At 63.0% G+C, this 13,075-nt stretch carries 9 protein-coding genes; 8 read left to right on the top strand and 1 reads right to left on the bottom strand.

Annotated features, from left to right (window positions below; translation table 11 throughout):
* Positions 1-8: 8 nt before the first annotated feature.
* From arcC to IEC33019_RS18785, 5 genes are all read left to right on the top strand, one after another.
* Positions 9-938 (top strand): carbamate kinase, encoded by a 930-nt coding sequence (gene arcC, locus IEC33019_RS18765; RefSeq protein WP_070093202.1) that lies wholly within the window; start codon positions 9-11, stop codon positions 936-938.
* 57 nt (positions 939-995) lie between these two features.
* Positions 996-1,364 carry a DUF5064 family protein gene (locus tag IEC33019_RS18770; RefSeq protein WP_070093203.1) on the top strand — a complete coding sequence of 123 codons (369 nt, stop codon included), beginning with the start codon at positions 996-998 and terminating at the stop codon, positions 1,362-1,364.
* Positions 1,365-1,525: 161 nt separating this feature from the next.
* Positions 1,526-3,034, top strand: a complete 1,509-nt coding sequence (locus IEC33019_RS18775; protein WP_070093204.1) for a sigma-54-dependent transcriptional regulator — start codon at positions 1,526-1,528, stop codon at positions 3,032-3,034.
* Between the two features lie 160 nt (positions 3,035-3,194).
* Positions 3,195-4,400 carry a sodium/glutamate symporter gene (gltS, locus tag IEC33019_RS18780; RefSeq protein ID WP_070093205.1) on the top strand — a complete coding sequence of 402 codons (1,206 nt, stop codon included), beginning with the start codon at positions 3,195-3,197 and terminating at the stop codon, positions 4,398-4,400.
* A gap of 226 nt (positions 4,401-4,626) precedes the next feature.
* On the top strand, positions 4,627-6,528 hold the full coding sequence (locus IEC33019_RS18785) for a potassium transporter Kup (RefSeq protein WP_099593840.1): 1,902 nt from the start codon (positions 4,627-4,629) through the stop codon (positions 6,526-6,528).
* Positions 6,529-6,538: 10 nt separating this feature from the next.
* Here IEC33019_RS18785 and chrA read toward each other — a convergent pair whose 3' ends face one another.
* A complete protein-coding gene (gene chrA / locus IEC33019_RS18790) occupies positions 6,539-7,909 on the bottom strand; it encodes a chromate efflux transporter (RefSeq protein ID WP_070093207.1) in 1,371 nt (456 codons plus the stop codon).
* 424 nt (positions 7,910-8,333) lie between these two features.
* Here chrA and gcvH point away from each other — a divergent pair, with 424 nt between their 5' ends.
* From gcvH to IEC33019_RS18805, 3 genes are all read left to right on the top strand, one after another.
* On the top strand, positions 8,334-8,717 hold the full coding sequence (gene gcvH / locus IEC33019_RS18795; protein WP_070093208.1) for a glycine cleavage system protein GcvH: 384 nt from the start codon (positions 8,334-8,336) through the stop codon (positions 8,715-8,717).
* 9 nt (positions 8,718-8,726) lie between these two features.
* On the top strand, positions 8,727-11,582 hold the full coding sequence (gene gcvP, locus IEC33019_RS18800; protein ID WP_070093209.1) for an aminomethyl-transferring glycine dehydrogenase: 2,856 nt from the start codon (positions 8,727-8,729) through the stop codon (positions 11,580-11,582).
* A 101-nt stretch (positions 11,583-11,683) separates the two neighbouring features.
* The gene (locus IEC33019_RS18805; protein WP_070093210.1) at positions 11,684-13,060 is read left to right on the top strand and encodes an L-serine ammonia-lyase; all 1,377 of its coding nucleotides are present in this window, start codon (positions 11,684-11,686) and stop codon (positions 13,058-13,060) included.
* Positions 13,061-13,075: the final 15 nt, after the last annotated feature.

The following is a 13,075-nucleotide window of genomic DNA, read 5'->3' on the forward strand; positions in this document are numbered from 1 at the left end:
CACTCACCATGCGTATCGTTGTTGCATTGGGCGGCAACGCCCTGCTGCGTCGCGGCGAGCCCATGACCGCTGAGAACCAGCGCGCCAATATCCGCACCGCCACCGAGCAGATCGCCAAGATCCATCCTGGCAACGAACTGGTCATCGCCCACGGTAACGGCCCGCAAGTCGGCCTGCTGTCGCTTCAAGGCCTGTCCTACAAACCCGACGAGGCCTATCCGCTGGATGTGCTGGGTGCCGAGACCGAAGGCATGATCGGGTACATGATCGAACAGGAACTGGGCAACCTGCTGGCCTTCGAAGTGCCGTTCGCCACCTTGCTGACCCAGGTGGAAGTGGACGCCAACGACCCGGCATTCCAGGATCCGACCAAATTCATCGGCCCGGTCTACAGCAAGGAAGAGGCCGAGCGCCTGGCCAAGGAGAAAGGCTGGGTGGTCAAGGCCGACGGCGACAAGTACCGCCGCGTCGTGGCCAGCCCCAAACCCAAGCGCATCTTCGAAATCCGACCGATCAAGTGGCTGCTGGAAAAGAGCAGCATCGTGATCTGCGCAGGCGGGGGCGGCATCCCCACCATGTACGATGAAAACCGCAAGCTCAAAGGCATCGAGGCCGTCATCGACAAGGACCTGTGCTCAGCCTTGCTGGCCGAACAGTTGGACGCCGACCTGCTGGTGATCGCCACCGACGTCAACGCCGCGTACATCGATTTCAACAAGCCGACCCAGAAAGCCATCGCTCAGGCCCACCCTGACGAACTGGAACGTCTGGGCTTTGCCGCCGGCTCCATGGGCCCCAAGGTGCAAGCGGCCTGCGACTTCGCCCGCCACACCGGCAAGGTGGCCGTGATCGGCTCGCTGTCGGACATCGAAGAGATCGTCAAGGGTACCGCCGGTACCCGTGTATCCACCGCCAAACCAGGTATCAGCTACCGTTGAATGCAGTAGGCGGGCGTTCGACGCCCGCCGCTTTCGACCTTCCAGAGGAGCGTGCCAATGGCCCAATACCACCCCGGTCATGTCCACATCGAGCGCACGGCGCTGAACAAGAACGACCACAGCTATGACTTGAACATCGAATACGAGGCCACATCGGACCCCAGGGAAGGCAGAGGCATCCAGTTCCACATGCACGGCATCATCGAGGGCAAGACGGTCGAGGAAAAATTCTTCCTCGCCAAGGACCAGGTGCTGCCCAGCTTTCTCATGCAGCTGTCCCGTCGTGCACAGTCCTATCTGGCACCGCCCAAGAAGTTCGAGAACCTGGGTTCGCCGCACAAGATCTACGACTGGATGTTCAAGGACATTCGCGAAAAGCTGGACGTGAAATCGGGCGACCCGATCAAGCCTGAACATCTGGAGTGACTTCGATATCCAGGGGCGGCTGCGCAGCCCATCGCGGGACAAGCCCGCTCCTACGACGCCCGCGCAGCCCTTGCAGGAGCGGGCTTGTTCTGCGATGGGGCGCGCAGCCGCCCCTTTGAGGCATACTACCGCCCTCCCCCGGCCGCAGCCCGCTCAACTCCATGCGCATCCACGTCAGCTTCATCGACCGCGTCGGCATCACCCAGGAAGTCCTGGCCCTGCTCGGTGCCCGCAACCTCAACCTGGACGCCGTGGAGATGGTGCCGCCGAACGTCTACATCGACGCCCCCACCCTCAGCCCCGCCGTGCTCGAAGAGCTCCACGACGCGCTGTTCGAAGTCCAGGGTGTGCAGTCGGTGGAAGTGGTCGACATCCTGCCCGGCCAACGCCGCCACCTGCAGCTCGACGCACTGCTCGCCGCCATGAGCGACCCGGTGCTGGCGGTGGACAGCGCAGGCAAGGTATTGCTGGCCAACCCGGCGTTGATTGCCCTGTGCGGGCGCGAGTCGGCCGGGCGCTCGGTGGGCGAGCTGTTCAATGATCCGGGTCTGCTGCAGACCCTGCTGGACAACAACTTCCACCTGCCGATGCGTGAGATGCAGCTCAACGGCCAGAGCCTGCTGCTCGATGCCACGCCGATCACCCATGCCGGGGGCCTGCTGACGCTCTATCCACCCAACCGTATGGGTGAACGCCTGTCGGCCCTGCACCACGACCATGCCGAAGGTTTCGATGCCCTGCTCGGCGACTCCCCGGCGATCCGCACCCTCAAGGCCCGCGCCCTGCGCGTCGCGGCCCTGGACGCGCCACTGCTGGTGCACGGCGAGACCGGCACCGGCAAGGAGTTGGTGGCCCGTGCCTGCCATGCCATCAGCAGTCGCCATGCCGCGCCTTTCCTCGCGTTGAACTGCGCGGCCCTGCCCGAGAGCCTGGCCGAAAGCGAGCTGTTCGGCTATGCCCCAGGGGCGTTCACCGGCGCACAGCGCGGGGGTAAACCAGGGCTGATGGAACTGGCCAACCAGGGCACGGTGTTCCTGGACGAGATTGGCGAAATGTCGCCTTATCTTCAGGCCAAGCTGCTGCGTTTTCTGAGTGACGGCAGCTTTCGCAGGGTCGGCGGGGACCGGGAAATCAAAGTGGACGTGCGCATCATCAGCGCCACCCACCGCGACCTGGAGCGCATGGTGGCCGAGGGCAGCTTTCGTGAGGATCTTTTCTACCGCCTCAACGTGCTCAACCTGCAAGTCCCTCCGCTGCGCGAGCGGGGCCAGGATATCCTGCTGCTGGCGCATTTCTTCATGCAGCAGGCCTGCACGCAGATCCAACGACCGCCGTGCCGCCTGGCACCGGCCACCCATTCGGCGCTGCTGGCCAACCCCTGGCCCGGCAATGTGCGCCAGTTGCAGAACGTGATCTTCCGCGCCGCGGCCATCAGTGAACAAAGCCTGGTGGACATCGACGATCTGGACATCGCCGGCACTGCCGTGGCCCGAGGCCAGGACGGTGAAGTGGCCAGCCTCGAGCAGGCCGTGCAAGCCTTCGAGCGCGATCTGCTGCAGCGCCTGTACCTGAGCTATCCCTCCACCCGCCAATTGGCCAGCCGCCTGCAAACCTCCCATACCGCGATCGCCCAGCGGCTGCGCAAATACGGGATTCCAAACAAGGCCTGAAAAACGACTTGCGCCACGTCCATCAGCCCTTTGCCAACGTCGGTATGGCGCATAGAGCGACAAAAACAACCGCAATAAGCCGATAACTTTCAGAATATACCTACGTACTCGCGTAATGGCCGTCCCTAGAATGACGCGCTTTACAAAGAGTACGCATCAAATGCTTGAGCTCGATTTCTATGGGACACTCGTCGCCGCCTCTTTGGTGCTGTTGCTGGGACGAGGCCTCGTTGCACGCATCACTTTCCTGCGCACCTACAATATTCCCGAACCTGTCGCCGGTGGCTTGCTGGTCGCCGTGGTGCTATTGGGACTGCGCAGTTTCGATATCCAGGTCCAATTCGATACTTCACTGCAAACACCGTTGATGTTGGCGTTCTTCGCCACCATCGGTTTGAGTGCCGATTTCGCCAGCCTGAAGACAGGGGGCCGTGTCGTCGGCATCTTCTTGCTGGTGGTCACCGGGTTGCTCGTGGTCCAGAACGCCATGGGCATCGGACTTGCCACGGCGCTTGGGTTGGACCCACTGATGGGCTTGCTGGCAGGTTCGATCACCTTGTCGGGCGGGCACGGTACAGGCGCTGCGTGGGGCGCGACCTTCAGCGAGAAATTCGGCCTGGCCTCGGCTTCCGAACTGGCGCTTGCCTCCGCGACGTTCGGCCTGGTCTTGGGCGGTTTGATTGGGGGTCCGGTCGCACGCTTGCTCATTGGCCGTGTTCAGACGCCCGGCGTCGAACAAGAAACACCCCGTTTGCCACGGGGGTTCGAACAACCCAACAAAGAGCGTCTGATCACGCCCTTTTCCCTGATCGAAACCATCGCACTGATTTCGGTCAGCTTACTGGCCGGCTCGCTGTTGAATAAGTTTTTGCACGGGACCGCATTTGAACTACCGACCTTCGTGTGCGTCTTGTTCGTGGGCGTACTGCTACGAAACGGGCTTTCGATGTTTGGCTTGTATCAAGTATTCGAACGCGAAGTTTCGGTCATGGGCAATGTCAGCTTGTCGCTGTTTCTGGCCATTGCGCTGATGTCGCTCAAGTTGTGGGATCTGGCAGCCCTGGCTTTGCCGTTCTTCATTCTCCTGGCTGCACAAGCATTGGTAATGGCGCTCTTTGCGATCTTCGTGACGTTCAGAATCATGGGCCGCAACTATGATGCTGCTGTTCTGGCCGCCGGCCATTGCGGTTTTGGCCTGGGCGCCACGCCCACGGCGATTGCCAACATGCAAGCCGTGACGCAACGCTTTGGACCGTCGCAGATCGCTTTCTTGGTGGTGCCGATGGTGGGGGCGTTCTTCATCGACATCATCAATGCCATCGTCATCAAGCTGTACCTGGCACTGCCGTTTTTTGCAGCTGTGTGACGCCCTAATGCCTCCTCCGGGCGACCCTTGCCACGACCGCAATTTTTACGCTCTTTTTACGCTCGCCCCCGGCCCTTGAAACGATACTGGCTGCGCTTGCTGCCTGAACGGTCGATGCCGGCATTACGCTTATGCGTAACGCCGGCATCGACCGTTCAGGCGTCAGGTAGGCGCGCAGCACAGGGAAGGCACGCGCTCTCGACCCGCCCGTCCAGAGAAGTCATCCGTGAGCCAGACCGCGACCACTGCACATCAAACCCTCCCCAGCAAAACCTCAGGCGTCGGCATGCTCGTCGCCGCTGTCGGCGTGGTGTATGGCGACATCGGCACCAGCCCGTTGTACACCCTCAAAGAAGTCTTCTCAGGCCATTACGGTGTCCAGGCCAACGCAGCAGGTGTCCTCGGCGTGCTGTCGCTGGTGTTCTGGTCATTGATCTGGGTCGTCTCGATCAAATACGTGTTGTTCGTCCTGCGGGCCGACAACCAGGGCGAAGGCGGCATCATGGCCCTGACGGCACTGGCGCACCGGGCAGCGGCGCCTTATGCGCGGCTGAGCCGAGTGCTGGTCCTGCTTGGCCTGTTTGGCGCCGCCTTGTTCTACGGCGACAGCATGATCACGCCGGCGATTTCCGTGCTGTCGGCTGTCGAAGGGCTGCAACTGGCCTTCGATGGCATTGAGCATTGGGTGGTGCCGCTTTCGGTGGTGGTGCTGGTCGCGCTGTTCATGATCCAGCGACACGGCACCGCGCGGATCGGCATCCTGTTCGGGCCGATCATGGTGCTGTGGTTCGTGGTGCTCGGGGCGCTTGGCGTGCATGGCATCGTGCAGCGCCCCGAGGTGCTGCAAGCGCTCAACCCCTCCTGGGCGGTGCAGTTCTTCGTTGTCCACCCAGGCATGGGTATCGCCATTCTGGGCGCGGTGGTACTGGCATTGACCGGCGCGGAGGCGCTCTACGCCGATATGGGGCACTTTGGCCGCAAACCCATCGCGCGGGCCTGGTTCCTGTTGGTGCTGCCTGGGTTGGTGCTGAACTACTTCGGGCAAGGCGCGTTGATCCTGGGCAACCCGGACGCCGTGCGCAACCCGTTCTATCTGCTGGCACCCGGCTGGGCCTTGCTGCCGATGGTCGGGCTGGCCACACTGGCCACCATCATTGCCTCGCAAGCCGTGATTTCCGGCGCCTTCTCCCTCACCCGCCAAGCGATCCAGTTGGGCTATGTACCGCGCATGTTCGTCCAGCACACCTCCAGCGAGGAACAAGGGCAGATCTACATCGGCATGGTGAACTGGGCACTGATGGTCGGCGTCGTGCTGCTGGTGATCGGCTTCGAATCCTCCAGCGCCCTGGCCGCTGCGTATGGTGTGGCGGTAACCGGGACCATGCTGATCACTACGCTGCTGTCCTCGGCAGTAGTGCTGTTGCTATGGAAGGCGCCACGTTGGTTGGCCGTTCCCTTGTTGCTGGGCTTCTTGCTGGTCGACAGCCTGTACTTTGCTGCCAATGCCCCGAAAATCCTGCAAGGCGGGGCTTTCCCTGTCATCGCCGGTGTTGCCCTGTTCGTGCTGATGACAACCTGGAAACGCGGTCGTCGGATCATCGTCGAGCGGCTGGACGAAAGTGCCCTGCCGCTGGATCTGTTCATCGCCAGCCTGCAGTTCCAGCCTCCTCATCGGGTACAGGGCACGGCGGTGTTTCTCACTGCCAGGGCCGATGCGGTACCGCACGCCCTATTGCACAACTTGCTGCACAACCAGGTCCTGCATGAGCAGGTGGTCCTGTTGACCGTCGTGTCCGAAGACGAGCCACGTGTCAGCCCCAGCAAACGATTCGAGGTCGAGGCCTTTGGCGAAGGCTTCTTCCGCGTGACCCTGCACTTCGGCTTCATGGAAGAGCCGGACGTGCCGAAGGCGCTGAGCCGATGCCAGCGCGATGACCTGGATTTCGGCCCCATGCGAACCACTTATTTCCTCAGCCGCGAAACGGTCATCGCGACCAAGCGAATCGGCATGGCGCGGTGGCGCGAGCACCTGTTCGCCTTCTTGCTCAAAAACGCCAACAGCAACCTGAAGTACTTCAAGTTGCCGCTGAACAGGGTGATCGAGCTCGGTACACAGGTTGAAATGTGAGGCCATGGCGTCAGGTGCGCAGCACGTGCACCGCCAACCCCGCCAATGCGCAAGCCACCAACACTTGTATAACCCCACGCTTGAAGCGAAACAGCGCGATGGCCGCCGCCATGGCGATCAGTGCCGACGGCCAGTCGAACGCGCCACTGAAACCCTCTGGCCAAAGCACGTGATAGCCGAAGAACAGCGCCAGATTCAAGATGACGCCTACCACGGCGGCGGTGATTCCAGTCAACGGCGCCGTGAACTTCATCTCGTTGTGCGTCGACTCCACCACGGGGCCGCCGGCGAGAATGAACAGGAATGACGGCAGAAAGGTGAACCAAGTGACCAGGCTTGCCGCCACGGCCCCAGCCAGGAACGGGTGCTCGGCGCCAAACATCGGATACACGTATCCCCCGATGAAGCCGACAAAGGCAACCACCATGATCAGCGGGCCTGGCGTGGTTTCGCCCAACGCCAGTCCATCGATCATCTGGGTGGGCGAGAGCCAACCGTAGTGCCCCACGGCGCCCTGATAGACGTACGGCAGCACAGCGTAGGCGCCGCCAAACGTCAACAATGCGGCCTTGGTGAAGAACCAGCCCATCTGTGTGAGCGTCCCGCTCCAGCCAAACGAGAGCGTCAACAACCCCATGGGCAGCGTCCAGAGCACGGCACCGATCACCACCAGGCGCAACACATGCTTCCAGTGAAAACGCGCATGCTCAGGCGTGGGCGTATCGTCGTCGATCAACGCCGGTCCAAAGTGACTCTTGGCCGCACCATGCCCACCTCCGATCACGAACTTGCTCGGCGCGAATCGCCCGCCCATGTAGCCGACGAGCCCCGCCACCAGCACGATCAACGGGAACGGCACGTCGAGCGCGAAAATGGCCACGAATGACGCCGCGGCCATGGCCCACAGCCAGCGGTTCTTCAGTGCGCGCGAGCCGATCCGGTGAGCCGCATGCACGACGATCGCCGTCACCGCAGGCTTGATGCCGTAGAAGATCCCCGCCACCACCGGCACTTCACCAAAAGCCACATAGATCCAGGACAAGCCGATCAGGATGAACAATGAAGGCAGCACGAACAATGCGCCGGCGATCACCCCGCCCCAGGAGCGGTGCATCAGCCAACCGATGTAGGTGGCCAGTTGCTGCGCCTCGGGGCCTGGCAACAACATGCAGTAGTTCAGTGCGTGCAAAAAACGCTTCTCGCTGATCCAGCGCCGCCGCTCCACCAGTTCCTGGTGCATGATCGAGATCTGCCCAGCTGGCCCGCCAAAGCTGATGAACCCCAGCTTGAGCCAGAACAGGAATGCTTCGAACAAGCCTACCGGCTGCCGGGCAGCGTGCGGTGCCGACCGTTCGCTGACGGCGCTGAGTCTATCGACCATTGGAGATTTCCTCGATTGAGAGTGCCACCAGATCCCTCGGCGACCTGCGCGCCGATCGGCTCACCGCCGCTCTGGAGTTATCCATCGAGGCTTCTGAATGGTCGGGTTACCTTAATCTGCAGCGGGCAAAAATCAACAGACGATACCACCCCCATCACCACCCGTATCGTTTTCAGTACGCCGTATTGAAATCATTACATCGCGCGCCGATACCGTCTACGCAACGGTTTGATCCCACAAGCCTTTTCAATCGCTGAAACTGTGTAGCGATTTCATTACAGGCAAACGACAAGCGTCCTCGCCCATTTCAGCCCATGCCTTGATTTACAAGGCCCGGAACGACTTGGCCGCATTATTGCTAAGGGAATAGCAACCAAGAGCGCGGAACCACCGTGCCCACTTCCCTGCTTCGCGAGGATCCCCCATGAGCGAGTTGCGTTTCACCGAAGATCACGAATGGCTGCGCGTCGAAGCTGACGGCAGCGTCACCGTGGGCATCACCGCCTACGCCCAGAATGCCCTCGGCGATGTGGTTTTCGTGCAACTGCCGGAACTGCAGCACTACGACAAAGGCGCCGAAGCCTCCACCGTGGAATCGGTGAAAGCCGCCAGCGGCGTGTACATGCCACTGGCCGGCGAAGTGGTCGCGGTCAATGACCAGCTCGACGCAAGCCCTGAACTGGTCAACGAAGACCCGATGGGCGAAGGCTGGTTCTTCCGCTTCATCCCCGCCGACGCCAGCGCCGTCAGCGGCCTGCTCGACCAAGGCGCCTATGATCGCCTGCTCAATGCCAACGACGACGCCTGAGGACTTGCCATGACCATCAACCTCAGCACCGCCAACGAATTCATCGCCCGCCACATCGGCCCACGCAGTGCCGATGAGCAGGCCATGCTCGCCGCCCTGGGCTTCGAGTCGCTGGAAGCCATGACCGCAGCGGTCATCCCTGACAGCATCAAAGGCACCAGCGTGCTCGGCGGCCACGACGGCCAGAGCGAAGCTGACGCCCTCGCCGACCTCAAAGCCATCGCCGGCAAGAACCAGCTGTTCAAGAACTACATCGGCCAGGGCTACTACAACACCCACACTCCGGCACCGATCCTGCGCAACCTGCTGGAGAACCCGGCCTGGTACACCGCCTATACCCCCTACCAACCCGAGATCTCCCAAGGTCGCCTGGAAGCGCTGCTCAACTTCCAGACCCTGATCAGCGACCTGACCGGCCTGCCGATCGCCAACGCCTCCCTGCTCGACGAAGCCACTGCCGCCGCCGAGGCCATGACCTTCTGCAAGCGCCTGTCGAAGAACAAGACCGGCCATGCCTTCTTCGCCTCCCGCCATTGCCACCCACAGACCCTCGATGTACTGCGCACCCGCGCCGAACCGCTGGGCATCGAAGTGGTCGTTGGCGACGAGCGTGAGCTGACCGACGTCAGCAGCTTCTTCGGCGCCCTGCTGCAATACCCAGCCAGCAATGGCGACGTATTCGACTACCGCGAACTGGTACAGCGCTTCCATGGCACCAACGCCCTGGTGGCCGTGGCCGCCGACCTGCTGGCCCTGACCCTGCTCACCCCGCCCGGTGAATTCGAGGCCGACGTGGCCATCGGCAGCGCCCAGCGCTTCGGTGTACCGCTGGGCTTCGGTGGCCCGCACGCCGCGTACTTCGCTACCCGCGATGCCTTCAAGCGCGACATGCCAGGACGCCTGGTGGGCGTTTCGATTGACCGTTTCGGCAAGACGGCCCTGCGTCTGGCCATGCAGACCCGCGAACAGCACATCCGCCGCGAGAAGGCCACCAGCAACATCTGCACCGCGCAGGTATTGCTGGCCAACATCGCCAGCATGTTCGCCGTGTACCACGGCCCGGCTGGCCTCAAGCGCATCGCCGAGCGCACCCATGCCCTGACCGCCATCCTGGCCGCCGGCCTCGAGCAACTGGGCGTCAAGGTCGTCACCAGCGCCTACTTCGACACCCTGACCCTGGCAACCGGTGACGCCACCACCCGCCTGCACGAGCAGGCCCGCACCCAGCGCATCAACCTGCGCCAGATCGACGCCGCCCACCTGGGCCTGTCCTTGGACGAGACCAGCACCCAGGCCGACGTCGAGGCCCTGTTGCAACTGTTCGCCGAAGGCAAGACCGCACCAGCCTTCGACAGCCTGGCCGCCAGCACCGCCTCGCGTCTGCCGACCGCCTTGCTGCGCCAGTCGGCGATCCTCGAACACCCAGTGTTCAACCGCTATCACAGCGAAACCGAGCTGATGCGCTACCTGCGCCGCCTGGCTGACAAGGACTTGGCGCTGGACCGCAGCATGATCCCGCTGGGCTCGTGCACCATGAAGCTCAACGCCGCCAGCGAAATGATCCCGGTGACCTGGGCCGAGTTCGGCAACCTGCACCCGTTCGCGCCGGCCGAGCAGAGCCAGGGCTACCTGCAGATGACCAGCGAGCTGGAAGCCATGCTCTGCGCCGCCACCGGCTATGACGCCGTGTCGTTGCAACCGAACGCCGGCTCCCAGGGCGAGTACGCAGGTCTCTTGGCGATCCGCGCCTATCACCGCAGCCGCGGCGAAGGCCATCGCGATATCTGCCTGATCCCCTCCTCGGCCCACGGCACCAACCCTGCCACCGCGCACATGGCCGGCATGCGCGTGGTAGTCACCGCCTGCGACGCGCGCGGCAACGTCGATGTCGAGGACCTGCGCGCCAAGGCCATCGAACACCGTGACCGCCTCGCCGCAATCATGATCACCTACCCATCGACCCACGGCGTGTTCGAGGAAGCGATCGGCGAAATCTGCGCGATCATCCACGACAACGGCGGCCAGGTGTACATCGACGGCGCCAACATGAACGCCATGGTCGGCCTGTGCGCCCCAGGCAAGTTTGGTGGCGACGTCTCGCACCTGAACCTGCACAAGACCTTCTGCATCCCTCACGGCGGTGGCGGCCCGGGCGTCGGCCCGATCGGTGTCAAGTCGCACCTGGCGCCGTTCCTGCCAGGCCATGCGACCCTGGAAAACACCGAAGGCGCCGTCTGTGCCGCACCGTTCGGCAGCGCCAGCATCCTGCCGATCACCTGGATGTACATCCGCATGATGGGCGGCGCGGGCCTCAAGCGCGCCTCGCAGATGGCGATCCTCAACGCCAACTACATCGCCCGTCGCCTGGAAGAGCACTATCCTGTCCTCTATACCGGCGGTAATGGCCTGGTGGCGCACGAATGCATCCTGGACCTGCGCCCGCTCAAGGACACCAGCGGTATCAGTGTCGACGACGTGGCCAAGCGCCTTATCGACTTCGGCTTCCACGCGCCGACCATGTCCTTCCCGGTGGCCGGCACCCTGATGATCGAACCGACCGAAAGCGAGTCCAAGGAAGAACTGGACCGCTTCTGCGACGCGATGATCCAGATCCGCGAGGAAATCCGCGCGGTCGAGAACGGCACCGTGGACAAGGACGACAACCCGCTGAAGAACGCCCCGCACACCGCGGCGGAGCTGGTCGGCGAGTGGACCCACGGCTACAGCCGTGAGCAGGCGGTGTACCCGCTGCCGAGCCTGGTGGAGGCCAAGTACTGGCCGCCAGTGGGTCGGGTCGACAACGTGTTCGGCGACCGCAACCTGGTCTGCGCGTGCCCGTCGATCGAGAGCTATCAGGACGCCTGATAGCCCTGCCCGCCACCTGGCTTGGGTGGCGGCCTCTGGGAGCGGGTTACCCGCTTCCAGAGGGCTCACCGTCCGCCCAATCAACCTGGCAGGAGGTCACCATGTCTTTGAGCGTCTTCGACCTGTTCAAGATCGGCATCGGCCCCTCCAGCTCCCATACGGTCGGCCCCATGCGGGCTGCCGCACGCTTTGCCGAAGGGCTGCGCCGCGATGGCCTGCTGGCCCGCACCGACAGCGTCAAAGCCGAGCTGTATGGCTCGTTGGGAGCCACCGGCAAGGGCCATGGCAGCGACAAGGCCGTGCTGCTGGGCCTTGAAGGCGAGCATCCAGACACCATCGACACCGAATCGATCCCCGCACATCTGCAGGCGATCCGCGACAGCGGTCGGTTGCGTCTGCTGGGTGAGCACGAGATCGGCTTCGTCGAAAAGCAGCACCTGGCGATGATTCGCAAACCCCTGCCCTACCATCCCAACGGCATGATCTTCCGCGCCTTCGATGAAGCCGGATTGCAAATCCGTAGCCGGGAGTACTACTCGGTCGGCGGTGGTTTCGTGGTCGACGAGGACGCTGCCGGCCACGACCGGATCGTCGAGGACAGCACCGTGCTGCCCTACCCTTTCCGCACGGCCAAGGAACTGCTCGCCCATTGCAGCGAGCAGCACTTGTCGGTCAGCCAGATGATGCTGGCCAACGAAGCGGCCTGGCGCCCCGAGACCGAGACGCGCGAAGGCCTGCTGCGTATCTGGCAGGTCATGCAAGACTGCGTCGAGGCCGGTTGCCGTCACGAAGGCATCCTGCCGGGCGGGCTGAAGGTCAAGCGGCGGGCCCCGGCGTTGTACCGCCAGCTCAGCCGGCATCCCGAGGCCAGTCTGCGCGATGCGTTGTCGGTACTCGACTGGGTCAACCTCTATGCCCTGGCGGTCAATGAAGAAAACGCCTACGGCGGACGGGTGGTCACCGCGCCCACCAACGGAGCGGCAGGTATCGTCCCGGCCGTCCTTCACTACTACATGCGCTTCGTTCCAGGGGCCAACGAGGACGGGGTAGTGCGTTTTCTGCTCACCGCCGCCGCGATCGGCATCCTTTATAAGGAAAACGCCTCGATCTCCGGCGCCGAAGTTGGCTGCCAGGGGGAAGTCGGCGTGGCCTGTTCCATGGCAGCCGGCGCATTGTGCGAAGTGATGGGCGGCACCCCGCAACAAGTGGAGAACGCCGCCGAAATCGGCATGGAACACAACCTCGGCCTGACCTGCGACCCGATCGGCGGGCTGGTCCAGGTGCCCTGCATCGAGCGCAACGCCATGGGCTCGGTCAAGGCGATCAATGCGGTGCGCATGGCCTTGCGGGGCGATGGGCAGCACTACGTATCGCTCGACAAAGTCATCCGCACCATGCGCCAGACCGGCGCAGACATGAAAAGCAAATACAAGGAGACCGCCCGCGGCGGTCTGGCCGTCAACATCATCGAATGTTGACCCGAACAAAAAACG

Source organism: Pseudomonas putida, from assembly GCF_002741075.1.
Taxonomy (GTDB): domain Bacteria; phylum Pseudomonadota; class Gammaproteobacteria; order Pseudomonadales; family Pseudomonadaceae; genus Aquipseudomonas; species Aquipseudomonas putida_T.